17 protein-coding genes are annotated in these 15,990 nt (G+C 45.9%); 4 read left to right on the top strand and 13 right to left on the bottom strand.

Annotation, left to right across the window (positions count from 1 at the left end; genetic code table 11):
* Window positions 1–51: 51 nt before the first annotated feature.
* The 3 genes from spoIIM to NLX78_RS21035 form a co-directional block, all read right to left on the bottom strand.
* Window positions 52–705: a stage II sporulation protein M gene (gene spoIIM, locus NLX78_RS21045; protein ID WP_023989222.1), complete on the bottom strand. Its 654-nt coding sequence runs from the start codon at window positions 703–705 to the stop codon at window positions 52–54.
* Window positions 706–893: 188 nt separating this feature from the next.
* Window positions 894–2,090 (bottom strand): endonuclease Q family protein, encoded by a 1,197-nt coding sequence (locus NLX78_RS21040; RefSeq protein ID WP_254351436.1) that lies wholly within the window; start codon window positions 2,088–2,090, stop codon window positions 894–896.
* 4 nt (window positions 2,091–2,094) lie between these two features.
* A complete protein-coding gene (locus NLX78_RS21035) occupies window positions 2,095–2,706 on the bottom strand; it encodes an NUDIX domain-containing protein (RefSeq protein ID WP_039270981.1) in 612 nt (203 codons plus the stop codon).
* Window positions 2,707–2,831: 125 nt separating this feature from the next.
* Between NLX78_RS21035 and mciZ the strand changes: the two genes are divergently transcribed.
* Window positions 2,832–2,975 (top strand): Z-ring formation inhibitor MciZ, encoded by a 144-nt coding sequence (mciZ, locus tag NLX78_RS21030; RefSeq protein WP_250261079.1) that lies wholly within the window; start codon window positions 2,832–2,834, stop codon window positions 2,973–2,975.
* A 71-nt stretch (window positions 2,976–3,046) separates the two neighbouring features.
* On the opposite strand, the gene NLX78_RS21025 is transcribed toward mciZ, so the two are convergent.
* Window positions 3,047–4,180, bottom strand: coding sequence for a tripeptidase T (locus tag NLX78_RS21025; protein WP_039270980.1), 1,134 nt, complete (start codon window positions 4,178–4,180; stop codon window positions 3,047–3,049).
* 85 nt (window positions 4,181–4,265) lie between these two features.
* On the opposite strand from NLX78_RS21025, the gene prli42 reads away from it, so the two are divergent.
* Window positions 4,266–4,370: a stressosome-associated protein Prli42 gene (gene prli42, locus NLX78_RS21020; RefSeq protein WP_023989226.1), complete on the top strand. Its 105-nt coding sequence runs from the start codon at window positions 4,266–4,268 to the stop codon at window positions 4,368–4,370.
* A gap of 120 nt (window positions 4,371–4,490) precedes the next feature.
* Here prli42 and lipB read toward each other — a convergent pair whose 3' ends face one another.
* From lipB to NLX78_RS20990, 6 genes are all read right to left on the bottom strand, one after another.
* Window positions 4,491–5,189, bottom strand: a complete 699-nt coding sequence (gene lipB / locus NLX78_RS21015) for a lipoyl(octanoyl) transferase LipB (RefSeq protein WP_039270978.1) — start codon at window positions 5,187–5,189, stop codon at window positions 4,491–4,493.
* Window positions 5,190–5,234: 45 nt separating this feature from the next.
* A complete protein-coding gene (locus tag NLX78_RS21010) occupies window positions 5,235–6,626 on the bottom strand; it encodes a dihydrolipoamide acetyltransferase family protein (RefSeq protein ID WP_254351435.1) in 1,392 nt (463 codons plus the stop codon).
* Between the two features lie 88 nt (window positions 6,627–6,714).
* Window positions 6,715–7,701 (bottom strand): alpha-ketoacid dehydrogenase subunit beta, encoded by a 987-nt coding sequence (locus NLX78_RS21005; protein WP_039270974.1) that lies wholly within the window; start codon window positions 7,699–7,701, stop codon window positions 6,715–6,717.
* Window positions 7,702–7,703: 2 nt separating this feature from the next.
* On the bottom strand, window positions 7,704–8,732 hold the full coding sequence (locus NLX78_RS21000; protein WP_025723034.1) for a thiamine pyrophosphate-dependent dehydrogenase E1 component subunit alpha: 1,029 nt from the start codon (window positions 8,730–8,732) through the stop codon (window positions 7,704–7,706).
* Window positions 8,733–8,872: 140 nt separating this feature from the next.
* Window positions 8,873–10,294 (bottom strand): dihydrolipoyl dehydrogenase, encoded by a 1,422-nt coding sequence (gene lpdA, locus NLX78_RS20995; protein ID WP_209947339.1) that lies wholly within the window; start codon window positions 10,292–10,294, stop codon window positions 8,873–8,875.
* A 126-nt stretch (window positions 10,295–10,420) separates the two neighbouring features.
* Window positions 10,421–10,654, bottom strand: a complete 234-nt coding sequence (locus NLX78_RS20990; RefSeq protein WP_013310799.1) for a hypothetical protein — start codon at window positions 10,652–10,654, stop codon at window positions 10,421–10,423.
* 208 nt (window positions 10,655–10,862) lie between these two features.
* Here NLX78_RS20990 and NLX78_RS20985 point away from each other — a divergent pair, with 208 nt between their 5' ends.
* Entirely contained in the window at window positions 10,863–11,459 is a 597-nt protein-coding gene (locus tag NLX78_RS20985) for a thymidine kinase (protein WP_367988583.1), read from the top strand.
* 171 nt (window positions 11,460–11,630) lie between these two features.
* Window positions 11,631–12,407 (top strand): sporulation protein, encoded by a 777-nt coding sequence (locus NLX78_RS20980; protein WP_039270969.1) that lies wholly within the window; start codon window positions 11,631–11,633, stop codon window positions 12,405–12,407.
* Window positions 12,408–12,514: 107 nt separating this feature from the next.
* Here NLX78_RS20980 and NLX78_RS20975 read toward each other — a convergent pair whose 3' ends face one another.
* The 3 genes from NLX78_RS20975 to NLX78_RS20965 form a co-directional block, all read right to left on the bottom strand.
* Window positions 12,515–12,919, bottom strand: a complete 405-nt coding sequence (locus NLX78_RS20975; protein ID WP_069289845.1) for a hypothetical protein — start codon at window positions 12,917–12,919, stop codon at window positions 12,515–12,517.
* Window positions 12,920–13,260: 341 nt separating this feature from the next.
* Window positions 13,261–13,782, bottom strand: a complete 522-nt coding sequence (locus tag NLX78_RS20970) for a hypothetical protein (RefSeq protein WP_237166259.1) — start codon at window positions 13,780–13,782, stop codon at window positions 13,261–13,263.
* A 148-nt stretch (window positions 13,783–13,930) separates the two neighbouring features.
* Entirely contained in the window at window positions 13,931–15,631 is a 1,701-nt protein-coding gene (locus tag NLX78_RS20965; protein ID WP_061829254.1) for a methyl-accepting chemotaxis protein, read from the bottom strand.
* Window positions 15,632–15,990 lie beyond the last annotated feature (359 nt).

The following is a 15,990-nucleotide window of genomic DNA, read 5'->3' as shown; positions in this document are numbered from 1 at the left end:
CCTATTATTATAGGGGGTCTATACAAATAAAGTCAAACATTTTGAAACGGATTAAGATGACACGGAAGCTGTCAGCATAGGAGTGACCCATTGCATCATAACCGGGGTGATCCAAGTTTCAAAGGACGCGCTACCAATAAGAAGCACCATCATCACAGCAGTCAATCCTGCGTAAGACAGCAACGGACGCAGCATTCCGTCTGACGGCCGGGTAGCGAGTATTTTGGTTTTGATCATATGGATGGAAAAAGTCATCGCAGCCACGCTGCAGACGAGCAGTACCGGAATCACGAGCAGGTTATGGGGAGCAACTGAAACCAAAGAAAATAGCAGTCCTTTCCACGAATATTGCCCCACCATATAACCTACTGAAAATCCGATTAGCACACCCTTGAGGAAATTCAATACAAGAATGCCCGGTAGACCAATAACCGAAAGGCCACACACCCAAATTAGGCCGACCCATTTCAGATGTAAAGATACGCTATCCCAAAAGGTCGAGGCCGCCTGCGAATCAGCGAAGCCCTGTTCGTTTTGATTGACCGTTACAAAAAAATCCTTCAGGTAACGGGACAAATCCTGTAACTGCTCCAGCGAGAGCGCGTTTACCATAAGTGCGCCAAAGACGACTCCCACCAGAAACAGCACAGCCAAGAAAACATAATACGGCGTCTGATCCTTTAACGTATGACGAAACCATTGCATCGGCGTCCTGCCCCTTTCATCTGCTTGTTTGTCCAAAAAACAACCGTAATCCGACGGCTGATGGCTAGAAATGGGGTAGCTTTCGCTGCAGATCAAACATCACGAATGATGTGCCAGGCCAGCGGCATAGATAATTTATGGTTATGAACAAGCAGACGCTGATATGCCTTTAGAGGGACAAGACTTTACTAGGACTTAGCTATTTTGCCGTATGTTCCACCACCACCGGATACAAGCGACAGTCGCCCCTCGCGTGAAAGCACAATTTGCTCTGCCAGCACTTTTCCGACGACTGCTGCTAACTCCTCCTGTGTAACCTCATGTAAAATATTCATTTCTGTTCCAAATGCAGCCAATAGCTGGTTCAGCTTGGCTTTGCCCAGACCTGGAATAAACTCCAGTGGAATCTGGTAAATGTACGGCGGACGATGGGGCGGAATCATGGGTTGCTCACGGTCGGCAATGCTCCATATTCGATCCAACACACCTCGCACAAGCTTGGTATGACCACAGTCAGGGCAACGTTCATCCGCCATCTGTTGCTCGTCAATAATCGTACCGCAGCTTTGACAGTAAGAACGATGGTATTTGCCCAGTTTCGGATTTAATCCGTAGTTGACACGCACCTGTCGTCCTTCCCGCCGCTCCAAAGCCATTCTGAATTCATCAAAACACGGCTTTGCCAGTGATAATTTATTGTATTCTCGTCCGATTTTCCCAAGTGAATGGGCATCTGAATTCGTGAGAAAGCTGAAGCGATCCAGTTCCGAAATCAAACCGGCCATAGATGAATCTGCGCTCAGCCCCAGCTCCACCCCACTAATGAGCTCCATATCCAGCAGTTCTTCCATACGAGCCGCTGAACTGCCGTATATGCCCTTATGAGGAGTAAAGACGTGCGCAGGCACCATAATGCCTCCACGTCCGTAAATTTGCTGCTGCAACTCGCGTGGCGGTGCATAGATTCGTTGTGAGCTGAGATTAACATTTTTCATATGCCGAGCCAGCCATTGGGTAAAATCCTCCATCGCCGCCAGATCTGGAAAATAGGCCAGTACGTGCGCCTCAGGACGACCTTCAGCACGTATTTCCAGCTCCGTGCCAAGGAGAATGACCGTATCCCGGTATGCGATACCTCCGCCGCTGATTTCCTTCATTTCACCCGTATGTAAATAGGTACGAATATCCTCCTGTACATTAGGTGCATGGCAGTCAATGATACCGATCAGCCCAATTCCTTTGCGACCGGAGGCTTCCTTAGCTATGTTGGCAAAGGTCAGATCGCGACTGCCACTAATTTTGACCGGATTTCCCTTCTCTGTTCTGCCAATATGAATATGCAAGTCTGCAAAGTAGTCGTTAAGTTCTACTATATTTTCATCCATACGCTTAGAAGCTCCCTGTAAGTTGGCGGAGTTGCCATGCATAGACGGCCAGAATCGTTTTAGCATCACTTATCCGTCCTTCATGAATGAGCGTCTGTGCTTCTTCCAGCGTCACCTCAAACAGCTCCAGAAATTCATCCTCATCCGGTTCCATCTCACCTAACTCCAGTTCTTCGGCCACATACAGATGAATGATTTCATCCGCAAAGCCAGGAGAGGTATAAAAGGAGTGCAGCAGCTTCAACGACTTAGCAGTATAACCTGTCTCTTCTCTCAGCTCACGCCCCGCTGCTTCCATCGGGTCTTCACCCCGCTCTAGCTTACCTGCAGGAATTTCTACCTCACAGCGCCCCATCGCCTGTCTGTACTGGTCCACGACCAGCATTTTCCCTTCATGTAGAGCCAAAACAGCCACCGCACCTGGATGCTTTACGATCTCTCGCTTGCCAGTGGAGCCGTCGGGAAGCTCTACCGTGTCTACCTGTAATGTAATGACCTTTCCCTCAAAGATAGGCTGTGTTGACACGGTCTTTTCCTCCAGCGCAGGATTGGAATAAGGCTTGCGATGTGCATCGTTTGTTGGATTGTTCAATTGTCCGTTCGTTTGCTCGTTCATCGGTAAGTTTCCTCCTTCATATCTATCTTTCTTTATTAATTATCACCAAAGTTAGTCTAACTTGTCCACTTTGTACATATGCTGGTGGTAGAATAACAAACTTCCTGTCCTGAGGAGATGCAGAAATGAAAAGCTACTGTACTGAAAGCACCCTCCATATCGTTGGTAAAGCCTGGCAGATTCAAGCACTCTTGCGTCAATGGCAAAAGGAACATGGACCTACAGCCACCATCGCTTCGCTAGCTGTTCCAAAAAAGGTTCAGGTCTAAAGACGAAGGAACGCTGTTCCTGTCTTTAACCTGAACCTTTTTTCAGTATGTTGCAAGTGTATAATACAAATTTATTTTGTGGTTTCTTGAATCAGAGCTACGACAACTTCAGCAACCTTCACCAGGTCATCAGCCTTAATCTTTTCCTCTGTTGTATGGATGTTCTGGTAGCCCACAGCCAAATTCACCGTTGGAATTCCAAGCCCGTTGAATACATTAGCATCTGAGCCACCACCGGAATGGAAGGTTGGCGTTGCCAGTCCCAGTCTTTGAATCGCACGCTGAGCAACCTGTACAACTTCATCATGCTCCGTAAAGCTGAATGCCGGATAGATGACTTCACTGCGGAACTCTCCCTGTGCACCAAATTCACGTGTGGTGGTTTCCAGTGCTTCACGCATATGCTGGATTTGATGATTAACCTTTTCTTGCACAATACTACGTGCCTCTGCACGGATCAATACAAAATCGCAGACCACATTTGTCGCACCGCCGCCCTCGAAACTGCCAATGTTAGCGGTCGTTTCCTTATCAATCCGTCCTAGTTTCATTTTAGAAATTGCTTTAGAAGCGACCTGAATGGCACTAATGCCATCTTCGGGATTTACCCCCGCATGAGCGGACTTCCCAGTTATCTTCATTTCAATACGTGCCTGCGTTGGGGCAGCTATACAAATAGAGCCGACCTCACCATTTGAATCCAAAGCATATCCGAAATCAGAATCTAGCACTTCCGGCTTCATCGCCCGTGCACCCATTAATCCAGATTCCTCGCCAGCCGTAATCACGAACTGGATTTGACCATGGGGAATATTCTGCTCGCGCACGACACGAATCGCCTCGAACAAAGCAGCAATTCCCGCCTTGTCGTCAGACCCCAGAATCGTTGAACCGTCACTACGAATCCAGCCATCCTCACCCAACTGCGGCTTAATGCCTTTACCCGGAGTAACGGTATCCATGTGGCAGGTAAAAAACAATTTGGGTGCTTGCTCCACACCTTCCGCTTTCCAGGTGACGATCAGATTGCCTGAACCATGTCCGGTTCTTTCACGAGAATCGTCTTCCATTACTTCCAGCCCGAGTGCATTAAACTTTTCTTTTAGAACACGTGATATTTCCTGCTCATTTTTCGTTTCGCTATCCACCTGTACGAGTTCCATAAATTCCTGTACGATTCGGTCTTTTACTACTTTTACTGTCATTAAACTTTCCTCTCTTTCCCGATTACGCTACAATACGGATAGATGTTCTTATCTATGACTTAAACCTATCCTAAAGGAGTTACACATGTCGAACAAAAAATGGGTTCGTTTTTTCGTCTACATTATGCTCGCAGCTATGATTGGTTCTACGCTGTTCATGGTAATTGAGCCGTTTATTATGCCACTATAATAAATTACCGCTCAAGGTATCCGGCTGCTCTAAGGCACTATTGAAGCCTTGAAGTGGACGAGCTGTTACGTAAAGCAAACAGGCGGGCTTCCGTGTAGATACACAATAGCCCGCCTTACTTTATTGGAAAGAATGCGTTTGCCATTGCGCAACAAATGAAAATTGCTGTTCAAAGTACGGTACAATTTCCTTCGCAATCTGCTCCACCGATATAGGCTTCTGTATGCAGTCCTCCAATGATGTCACACCGTATTCCTGAATTCCGCACGGGACAATACCCTCAAAGCCCTCATGCTGTATCCCTGATTTGATGTTAAAGGCAAAGCCATGGCTGGTTACGAAGCCCCGACGGTGCTTACACTTGTTGAATTTGACGCCAATGGCCGCAATTTTAAGATTCCCGATCCATACCCCCGTATATTCAGGCTTACGGCTTCCTTCAACTCCATAAGATGCCAACAACCGGATGATCACTTCTTCCAGACTTCGAAGGTATCCGTGCAGATTCAACGCCTCCCGGTTGCCGAGCATAAGTAGAGGGTATCCGACAAGCTGCCCCGGCCCATGATATGTAATGTCTCCCCCACGGTCAATCTGAAAGACGCTGATTCCCTGCTCCTTCAGCTGCTCTGGTGTGAGGAGCAAATGTTCAGGATGCCGCTGAGAACCAATCGTATAGGTCGGCGGATGCTGGAGAAGCATAAGCGTTTCTCTTGCCTCTCCTGCATCCAGCTTTCCCACGATCTCCTTCTGGACATCCCATGCATGGGCATATTCCATCCTATTCGTATAGGTTACATCAAGCGGTCGTCTGTTCACGGCCTGTCACTTCCTCTCCGTACATTTCCCCCACTGTTCGGATGATTAGTACAGCTTCGTATCTAAAGTGTAGCCTTCTAGATTTTCTTTAACCCGTTGCAAGAATCGTCCGCAAATCACTCCGTCCAAAATGCGATGATCCAGCGACAAGCACAAATTAGCCATCGAGCGAACCGCAATCATATCATCAATAACCACGGGTCTTTTGACAATGGATTCAAAGGTAAGAATTGCAGCCTGCGGATAATTAATCACCGGATAAGATAAAATTGAACCAAAGGAGCCTGTGTTGTTTACAGTGAACGTTCCGCCTTGCATGTCGTCCAGTTTGAGCGTGCCTTCCCGGGTTTTACGTGCCAAATCGTCAATTTCACGAGCTAATCCAGCAATATTTTTCTGATCCGCTTTTTTAATAACAGGGGTAAGAACGGAGTCCTCCGTACCTACGGCTAGCGAAATATTGATGTCTCTTTTGACGATAATTTTGTCCACTGCCCAGACCGAATTCATAATCGGATATTCCTTGATTGCATTCACGACTGCTTTCATGAGGAAAGCTAGATACGTAATATTAATGCCTTCTTTTTGCTTAAATTCGTTTTTGATCTTGTTGCGGAGCATCACCAGGTTGGTCACATCCACCTCAATCGTCGTCCAAGCATGTGGAATTTCGGAAACGCTTTGTCGCATATTACGAGCAATTGCACTGCGAATGGGTGTAACATCAATAAAATACTCGGATCTGTTGTTGTTGCCACCTTCAACTTCGATCACAGGAGCTTTTGGAGCCTCCGTCAAATGAATCCCACTGTTACGAACCGGAATAGCAGGGTCCATATTTTGAATCGGTGTACTGTACTGAGTGGCAGACTGCTGTCTTCCTGCAAAAGGAGACCCTTGTCCTGATGTCGTCGCAGTCGGCTGTCCAGATACTCCAGTAGGAGCAGAACCGCCCTGCTGCACATAATTCAGCACGTCTTTGCGGGTAATTCTTCCCCCCATGCCCGTGCCTGATACTTGGCTTAAGTCCACATTATGCTCAGCAGCCAGGGTTTGCACCGCTGGGGAAAAACGTCCTCTCATGGACTGATCCGATCCAGCACCCTGCTGAGATTGTGTTTGTACGGTGCTTTGAGATGCTGGTGCAACAGGTGTCGCCCCTGATGCCGCCGCAGGTGCAGCCGACTTCGTCTGGATACGGCAAATCAACTCTCCTACCGCTACTGTCTGACCTTCCTCTGCCAACAGATCACCCATAATGCCGTCCAACGTGGATGGGATTTCTGCATTCACTTTATCTGTAATAACCTCGCAAATCGGCTCGAATTGCTCTACCGTTTCACCAGGTTGTTTGAGCCATTTGGCAATTGTCGCCGATACGAGCGATTCTGCCAATTGTGGCATGGTCACGTCGTTCCATTGTGTTTGGTCTGACATTTTTTCAACTCCTTAACATCATAGGAGGGCGCGTTTTACCGCTACCCCCGCTATACTTTTGGAATGCTTTCGTCCAATCTGCCCTATATTAATACATTGCAAGACGGCGCATGGCTTCCTTAACTTTATCCTTGTTTAACATATAAAACTTCTCCATCGGTGGACTGATCGGCATGGCTGGTACATCAGGAGCACATAGACGCTCAATCGGCGCATCCAGCTCGAACAGACACTCCTCATTAATAATAGCCGATACCTCGGCACCGATGCCGCCCGTTTTGTTGTCCTCATGCACGATTAATACCTTACCTGTATGTCGTGCAGCCTCAACAATGGCTTCGCGGTCCAGCGGTTGGAGTGTGCGCAAATCCACAACATGTGCGGTAATGCCCTCTTCCTTCTCCAATTCCTCAGCAGCCTGCATGACAAAATGCAAAGGCTGGCTATAACCGATGACCGTAATATCGTCACCCTCACGTAATAGATTAGCCTTGCCAATCGGAACGATATAATCATCCTCAGGCACTTCACCCTTGATCAGCTTGTAGGATTTTTTATTTTCAAAAAACAGCACCGGATCAGGGTCACGAATGGCTGCTTTCAGCAATCCTTTTGCGTCATAAGGGGTAAATGGAGCAACAATTTTCAAACCCGGCGTACCAAAAAAGATCGATTCTGGACACTGAGAGTGATACAAACCGCCAAAGATCCCACCACCGATTGGCGCGCGGATTACCACAGGACAGTTCCAATCGTTGTTAGAGCGGTAGCGGATTTTAGCAGCTTCACTAATAATCTGATTGGTCGCCGGAAGCATGAAGTCCGAATATTGCATTTCGGCAATCGGCTTCATTCCGTACATGGCCGCACCAATCGCAACCCCGGCAATAGCCGACTCAGCCAATGGCGTATCCATGACACGTTGCTCACCGAATTGGTCCATAAGCCCCTTTGTCGTTGTAAATACACCGCCCTTCACCCCAACATCCTCACCTAATACAAAAACCGTTTCATCCTGCTCCATCTCTTCTTTCATGGCAAGACGAATCGCATCAATATATTCCATAATCGCCATCGTTACCGGCCCTCCCCATCGCTATCTGCATACACATGCAGCAGCGTATCTTCGGGCTTTGGAAAAGGCGCTTTATCTGCATATTCAATCGCTTCCTTGACTTCGAGCAGCAGCTCAGCCGACAGATCCGCATCCTTGGCCTCATCCCAAATGCCGCATTCGATCAAGTAGCTTTTCATACGGGCTACGCCATCCTTGGCCCAGTTCTCATCCACTTCCTCCTTGGTCCGGTAAGCCAGATCATTATCCGAGGTGGAGTGAGGAGACAGTCGGTACATCATGGCTTCGATCAGCGTAGGACCTTCACCGCGGACAGCACGTTCGCGTGCTTCCTTCACCGCCGCATATACCGCCAATGCATCATTACCATCGACTCGAATCCCTGGAAATCCATATCCCAAAGCACGGTCGCTTACCTTGCCTGCCAACTGCTTATGAATCGGAACCGATATCGCATATTGATTGTTCTCACACATAATGATGACTGGCAGCTTTTGTACACCAGCAAAGTTACAGCCTTCGTGAAAATCTCCCTGATTGCTGGAGCCTTCTCCAAACGTAACAAACGAAACAAAATCCTTTTTCTGCATTTTGGCAGCCAAAGCTACACCTACTGCATGCGGAACCTGTGTTGTTACTGGGCTGGAGCCTGTCACAATACGCAGCCGTTTACTACCAAAATGTCCTGGCATCTGGCGACCACCGCTATTGGGATCATCTGCCTTAGCAAATGCCGACAGCATCAGTTCGCGCGGCGTCATTCCTACCGCAAGCACGAATCCATAATCCCGATAATAGGGAAGAAAATAGTCCTTTTCCCGGTCAAGGCCGAAAGCTGCACCTACTTGTGCCGCCTCCTGTCCAATGCCGGAAACGTGGAAATTAATTTTCCCTGCCCGTTGCAGGAGCATGTTGCGCTCGTCAAATCTTCTTGCAAGCAACATATATCTGTACATATCAATAACTTGTCCGTGAGTAAGTCCCAGCTGTTCATGTCTGAAGCCAGCGTCTACAGCGCCTTTAGAACTCATTGAGGCACCTCCTTAAGTGTCAAACATCCTACTTCCAGTACCTAGTACCATCTTGTCTTAAAACCTGGTACTAAACTCTGACTAACCCCATTATAATCCTTTTCTCCCCAAAAAGAAAAGCACCGATTTATTTGAAACGTTTATATGCCAATCGCCTGTCCATCAACGGCCAGCATCGCTTCTCCCAAAATCTCCGACAACGTCGGATGCGGATGAATAAGCTGTCCGACTTCCCACGGCGTAGCATCCAGCAGTTGCGCAAGAGCCGCCTCGCTGATCAGGTCCGTCACATGCGTACCGATCATATGTACACCGAGAATATCATTGGTCTTCTCGTCGGCCACTACTTTGACGAAGCCGTCCCGACTGCCGTATACTAGCGATTTTCCGATAGCTTGAAAAGGGAACTTCCCTGTCTTCACCTGATGTCCACGCTCGCGAGCTTCTTGCTCCGTTAAGCCGACGCTTGCGGCTTCAGGACGTGTATAAATACACCGCGGAATCAGATGGTTAGGTACACTGTGAAAATCTTCGCCCGCCAGATGATGAACCGCCTGCAAGCCTTCATGGCTCGCTGCATGCGCCAGTTGTAAGCCGCCGATGCAATCCCCAATGGCGTAAATATGTGGTTCATTCGTCTGCAAATGTTCATTAACTGAGATGAAGCCACGCTCTACGCGGATATCCGTATTTTCCAGCCCGATATTTTCCACATTTGCCTGACGCCCTACAGAAATGAGCAGTTTGGTAGCGCTGAGGGTTTCGGTTTCTTCCCCTTTTTGCACGTCAATCTGCACACCTTCCTCATCTTTGCCGTATGTTTTAGCCAGCACTTGTGAACCCGTCAGCACCTTGACACCACGCTTGGTTAACAAGCGCTGCATTTCACGCGAAACGTCTTCGTCTTCCGTGGGAATAAGTCGATTCGCAGCTTCAACCACCGTAACCTCCACGCCAAAATCATTTAGCATGGAAGCCCACTCCACGCCAATAACACCACCGCCCACGATAATCAGGGATGCTGGTAGCTCCTCCATCGTTAACGCTTCGTCACTGCTCAGAATAAATTCGCCATCTGGCTCTAGTCCGGACAGCACACGCGGGCGTGATCCTGTTGCAATAATGAGATGTGCAGGAACAATCGTTTCCATCTCACCATCTTCTAGTTCCACGGCAACTGCCCCGCTTTTTGGAGAAAATATAGACGGACCAATCACGCGCCCCTTACCGCTCAGTACCGTAATTTTATTTTTACGCATCAAAAATTGAACGCCCTGATGCAGTTGTTCCACAACGGCTTCCTTACGTTCCTGAACCTTGGGAAATACAAGCTGTGCTCCCGATGTCTCGATACCGTATTGTGCACTTTCTTTAATCGTGGCATATACTTCCGCACTGCGTAGCAAGGCCTTACTCGGAATGCAACCACGGTGCAGACAGGTTCCGCCAAGCTTGTCCTTTTCGATGATAACCACTTCTTTGCCTAGCTGGGCGGCACGAATGGCTGCTACATACCCCCCGGTTCCTCCACCCAAAATAGCGACATCACAATGTATAGTCATGTTTCTCCTCCATTAACAATTGATTATATATAGCTTATTGTACTCTCTTTATTTCACTGTACAAAATATAGCGTTTAGGCATAGGCAACAAAAAAGCTAACCCTTTAATCCAGATATCTTTCCATATCATTCATACAGTGCATCTCGTAATTTGGTAGACATCCTTGGACTTTGTGCTGATTTGGCTCGCAGCGCCTTGCGAAATGATTCATTTTGCTTGCGCAGAAAGTTCAGCTCTGTCTCCAGCTCAGTGATGAGTTCTAGAGCTTGCGGGCTGATCAGCCCTTGCTCCAGTAATGCTCCTTTTTTGGCACTATAATCCGTATTTTTTTCGTCCATGCCTTTCACTCTTCCCTTCATTCCACTACGCTTCACCATATCATGCCCGCGGCGGCAGAGCAATGACGACCACATTTACGTTTTAGGAATGAACATACAAAAACATGTCGAAAATCAATATATTTTCTCTAGTCTGTATACGGCTGGTTATGGTAATCTATAATGGCGTTTTCTTTCGGAGAAGAAGATTTACAGTGTTATGTACATGTTACAGAGAGGGGAATTCGCTTTGCCTACAGGACGAATTACGATTATTACAGGCCCCATGTTCAGTGAAAAATCCGGCGAATTGATTCGCCGCTGTCAAAAACTAATCCAATACGGGCATCATAAAGTGGTCGCTTACAAACCCGCTGAAGATAACCGCTATGCCGAGGACGAAATAGTAAGCCGGATCGGATATCGGCTACCCGCTATCTCTATCCCAAGAAAACTTACAGATGAGCTCGTTCAGCGTATTTTGCAAGAAACAAAAGATGCCGACGTGGTTGCCTTTGACGAAGTCCAGTTTTTCAGTCGTCATATTATGTCGCTTGTACAAGAGCTAGCTTATTGCGGCAAGCATGTAATTGCCGATGGGCTGAATCTGGATTATCGAGGCAAGGAGTTCGGCTATGTCGGTGGTCTGCTCGCCATGGCGGATGACATCGAGAAGCTGACTTCCTTTTGCGCTGTATGCGGTAGCTCGGAAGCAGTATTTACGCAACGTATGGTAAATGGTAAACCTTCCACTGTGGGACCTATTGTGATGATCGGCGACTCTGAGGCTTATGAGCCTCGTTGTCGAAATTGCTTTATACCTCCTCATAAAGTGAACTGCGATTAGTGGACAGATAGATCGACAAGCTGCAATATGCCTACGTGAGTACCAGTAACTTTTTTCTTGCATTTTTTTGGAACGAATCGAACCATTGCCCCGTATATCCGGTTAAGCTGTACAAGTTTTTAGTTTTCGTTTGTATATCATGACCATGAGATTATCTGGGGGGACGGAATAATGAGTTTTTTTAACAAAATCTTAGCAAGCGCAGGAATCGGTTCAGCTAAAGTCGATACGTTGGTGGATCAAGCTGTATATGTGCCTGGGGAAGAACTTAGTGGCATCATGCGCATCAAAGGCGGCAAAATTGATCAGGAAATCGGCAAAATTGACATCGAGCTCAAGACAGAATATATCGTGGAGCACGATGATAAAAAAACTATCAGCACCTGCTGCATTGCACGGATTAAGGTATCTGACGGCTTTCATCTAGAGCAAGGACAGGAGCTTGAAATTCCTTTTTCCTTCAGATTGCCGTTGGAAACTCCTGTTACTCACGCCAAACAGCCCGTCTGGCTGGAAACAGCATTAGATATTGGCATGGCTTTGGACCCGACCGATCGTGATTCACTCAAAATCGAGCCACATCCCTATATGAATACAGTGTTTGAGGCGGTTCACCTGTTGGGCTTCCGATTCCGCTCCTCCACCTGCGAACGTCATCCTAAGCTGGGACGCGGCGTTCCGTACGTACAGGAATTTGAATTTACGCCCGGATCAGAATATGCACGTGATATCGAGGAGCTGGAGCTGGTTATGCAGTTGGAACCCGAGGGTGTGCATGTGCTTGTAGAAGTAGACCGCAGGGGCAGAGGGTTATCTGGTTGGCTTGAGACTGCATTTGATATGGATGAGCGTCATGCCTGGTTGAGTTTAAGCCGGGAAGAGCTCTCCTATGGACCCGATCACATAGCGGATGCACTCGAGGAACTAATTGACAGGCAAATTAGATAACAATGTAAAATACAAACAAAAAACTCCTAACCAATTTACTACATCGGTTGGGAGTTTTTATTAATTAAAAGAATTCTTTAATGATGGTCCTCAATCGTCTGTATAGACTAAAGTGGCAACATATCCTGTCTTTCCGCCTTATGCTTACACTCTTTGCATACCCCATACAGCGATCCATTGTCATCCGCATAGAAGGTTAATTTGTCTTCTTTTTTACAAAAGGAGCATTTTTGCTTGCCTGTGCCCTGGATAGAGTCAGACAGTCCAAATCCAGTTTGGGCCTGAATACCTGCTGATTTTGTATTTGCGCGTGGACCGAAAGACACTTTAGACTTAGATTCATTACCGGTACGGGATTGTCGAGCGGACTTACGAGGACGAAATTCAACGACATTACTGCCCCGCTGTTCATTCAATTGTTTGTTGCTGCTGCGACTACGCCTTACTTTAACAATCCAACCCAATGCCACCAACAACACGCCGAAGAACACCCAAGTCAGACTATTCCACATGCTCTCATTCCCGCCTTTGCTTTAGAATTAATTGGGTTAATACCACTAGCCCGTTCATTGCGATGACTTAGCCTATAGCTTTATCCATTGAAATATACCCGTGTATACAGCCTCTGTGCTGTTCATCCGATTGTCTCCATATAAAAATCGTACCCTCCCGTGCAACATCCGACTCGCCTCTAACTGAGCATATTAGGTAAATCATCTTTTCCTGAGGAGTACATTGACCCGTTTTACAAATTGTACATCATCCTTTTGAAAAACGATAATATCCCCTCTATGAAGATCGTTCTCCTTATCATAGCCCAATGGTGAGAATAAAAATGGCCCAGATGGCTACATTACTCCCCTTGATAATAAAAATCAATGAATCTTTTCGTCAACGGATTAAACTTATCAAAGCGTTTGCGGTGCGGTAAAAAGCCTGACTTATGTACTTGTTCTGCTAGTGTTTCTACATGTTCAAATCGCTTGAAAAAGGGCAACGCGAAAGTGTAAATATCTTCAATAATCTCTTGGATCACCCGTTCTCTTTCAGCTTCTGTGGACACAAGGTAATCCCTGTTTTCCGTATATTTCTTGGTAAGAGCAATCAACTCACTGTGAAAACAAGCGTCAGTATTATACTTCTTTTTTATTCTTTTGGATTCTACGATAATATAAACTTTTAATGCACCATATTTAGTCGCACCAAAACTAATTTCAAATATAAATTCCTTGGTTACTTTTTTCAAAACTTTTCTGCCTTTCAGATATTTAAAATCATTCAAAAATGGTGTAGCTATGATTTTGTCTATCGCTAACTGACGTAGTTCACTTGCTTTAAGTTCAGTCTTATTATCCATCATGTCACTCCAACCCAAAGAATTTCACACCATTATATCATATCGTTCCAATTACAGGCTCCTCATATCTCCACTCTTTAATCATAATATATTAATAAAAAATAGAAAAAAAGCCGCTCACAATAGAGCAGCTAGTTCCTCTGAAACATAAAAAGCAGTATACGAATTATACTTTGAATTTACCAATTTGCCCTTGCAGGTCTTCCGCCATTTGGGACAGATTTCTTGCAGAAGAAGCAATTTCCTCCATAGATGCCAGCTGTTCCTGAGTTGCGGCAGATACGTGTTGTGTCCCTGCTGCGGCTTCTTCAGCAATCGCTGAAATTTGTCTGACAAAACCAACAATCTCATCAGTACTTGCAGACATTTGTTCTGATCCGGCAGAAACCTCTTCAATTTCACTGGCCACTTTATTTACAGTTTCCTGAATTAATTCAAAGGATGCGCCTGCATTTTGTACAACTTCACGACCTGTCATGACATCCTTCCCGTTGGACGCTACCGCCTCAATAGCATGGGTAGTATCCTTTTGAATCAATCCCACAAGCTCCGTAATTTGTTGAGCAGAATGAGCCGATTGTTCAGCCAACTTGCGAACTTCGCCTGCAACTACAGCAAATCCGCGACCATGTTCTCCTGCACGGGCCGCTTCAATTGCAGCGTTCAAGGCAAGAAGGTTGGTCTGACTAGAAATATTGGTGATAACATCAATGATCTTGCCAATTTCGTCTGAGCGCTCTCCCAATCCAGCCATGAGATCTGCCAATCCATTCATCGAATCATTCACGGCATTCATCTGCGTAACTGCCTGTTGAATCATCTGGTTACCTTCAGCAGATTTATGGGCCGCATCTTGCGCAGATGCGAATACATTTTGCGCGCGGATGGCGATTTGCTCAACACCGATAGACATTTCCTCAATAGCTTGGGACGATTTCGTCACCATATCTACCTGGTCTCCTGTTCCAGTAGCTACTTCTTGCACCGTTTCGGTTATTTGTGCAGAAGCTTGGCTATTTTGCTCTGCGCTGGCCGTCAATTCTTCTGAGGAAGTGGTTACCAACTCAGTCGTCTTACTCACAGATTGAATCAGTTCACGAAGGTTCTCAACCATGACATTGAAGGAATGTGCCAACGTACTGATCTCATCCTTGCCCTTCACAATGATAGCTTCACTTGTAAGATCACCCGATGCGATACTTTCAGCAGCACGACTGATTCGCAAGATAGGTTTAGAAATAATTTGGGCTATGATGATTGCCATGATCAATGCTAATATAACGGCTGCTATACTCAAAACGATGACCAGTTGTCTACCTGAAATAAAGTTGTCAACAGCTTCTTTCGTAGTCTGTTTAGATCCATCTGCATTCAATTTAATGAGCTGACTGATCATATCGTTTGAACTATACCATAACTTATAGGACTCTTGATGAAGGATGCTTGATTGAGTGTAATCATTAGCTTTCCCCGCTTCAATCATTTCTGGCAACTTAGCCAAATACTCCGTATAATTTTTGGAGAATTCTTCATACATTTCACGTTCTTTAGGGGTAGCAATTAATTTTTCGTATATTTTTCGATCGTCCTCAACCTTTTTTAAAACCTTATCATATTCGGCCTGAACCTTCTCCATTTCCTCTGGGTCACGTTCTACAATAATGTTTAATGAGATCCGCTCTACATCAGATATATCGCCATTTAGTGTTCCCAGGATAGTCACACTTGGCATCCAATGGCTATCTATTTCCATCGAAGTGTCGCCTAAATTTTTCATTTTTGAGATAGATGTTGTACTAATGACAATCAATAATATTATTACTGCAAGAAAACCCAATATCAATTTTGTTCGAATGTTAAATTTCATATATTCGCTCCTCAGTTCTCTTTATATTAGATACTATATCGACAACAAACGACACATTGTTTATATCAAATTTAAAGAGAATTTCAGAACTGTTTACAAAAGGGAAATTTTTCTTCGTGATGGTTGGTGCAACTGATTCAGGTTTATTTTATAACCTCGTGGAGAGCATTATGTTTTATAATCCCCAACAATTGTACCGTCATATAGGGAGGGAGATGCTGAAAATCTTTATTCACTTATTCCATCAAACTTAAAAAAAGGATACCCAAAAACGGGTATCCCCAGATTGTCGAGAAACCCCGTCTTTTGAGACGTGGGTTTCTTTTTCTTTACATCATAAGGCTCTGGTCTCTGGAGAA

The organism is Paenibacillus sp. Lou8.1, assembly GCF_024213565.1.
Lineage (GTDB): Bacteria > Bacillota > Bacilli > Paenibacillales > Paenibacillaceae > Paenibacillus > Paenibacillus polymyxa_B.
Note: the sequence above shows the minus strand (reverse complement) of the source record. Positions and strands in the feature narration are given on the sequence as shown.

Bases quoted from the DNA above. Each gene is read 5' to 3' on its own strand.
- NLX78_RS20975 (WP_069289845.1), bottom strand. From the start codon at position 12,919: ATGTGGAATAGTCTGACTTGGGTGTTCTTCGGCGTGTTGTTGGTGGCA.
- lpdA (WP_209947339.1), bottom strand. From the start codon at position 10,294: ATGACTATACATTGTGATGTCGCTATTTTGGGTGGAGGAACCGGGGGG.
- NLX78_RS20965 (WP_061829254.1), bottom strand. From the start codon at position 15,631: ATGAAATTTAACATTCGAACAAAATTGATATTGGGTTTTCTTGCAGTA.
- prli42 (WP_023989226.1), top strand. From the start codon at position 4,266: ATGTCGAACAAAAAATGGGTTCGTTTTTTCGTCTACATTATGCTCGCA.
- mciZ (WP_250261079.1), top strand. From the start codon at position 2,832: ATGAAAAGCTACTGTACTGAAAGCACCCTCCATATCGTTGGTAAAGCC.
- NLX78_RS21005 (WP_039270974.1), bottom strand. From the start codon at position 7,701: ATGGCGATTATGGAATATATTGATGCGATTCGTCTTGCCATGAAAGAA.
- NLX78_RS21040 (WP_254351436.1), bottom strand. From the start codon at position 2,090: ATGGATGAAAATATAGTAGAACTTAACGACTACTTTGCAGACTTGCAT.
- NLX78_RS21035 (WP_039270981.1), bottom strand. From the start codon at position 2,706: ATGAACGAGCAAACGAACGGACAATTGAACAATCCAACAAACGATGCA.
- NLX78_RS21000 (WP_025723034.1), bottom strand. From the start codon at position 8,732: ATGAGTTCTAAAGGCGCTGTAGACGCTGGCTTCAGACATGAACAGCTG.
- NLX78_RS21025 (WP_039270980.1), bottom strand. From the start codon at position 4,180: ATGACAGTAAAAGTAGTAAAAGACCGAATCGTACAGGAATTTATGGAA.
- NLX78_RS20990 (WP_013310799.1), bottom strand. From the start codon at position 10,654: ATGAAGGGAAGAGTGAAAGGCATGGACGAAAAAAATACGGATTATAGT.
- spoIIM (WP_023989222.1), bottom strand. From the start codon at position 705: ATGCAATGGTTTCGTCATACGTTAAAGGATCAGACGCCGTATTATGTT.
- NLX78_RS21010 (WP_254351435.1), bottom strand. From the start codon at position 6,626: ATGTCAGACCAAACACAATGGAACGACGTGACCATGCCACAATTGGCA.
- NLX78_RS20980 (WP_039270969.1), top strand. From the start codon at position 11,631: ATGAGTTTTTTTAACAAAATCTTAGCAAGCGCAGGAATCGGTTCAGCT.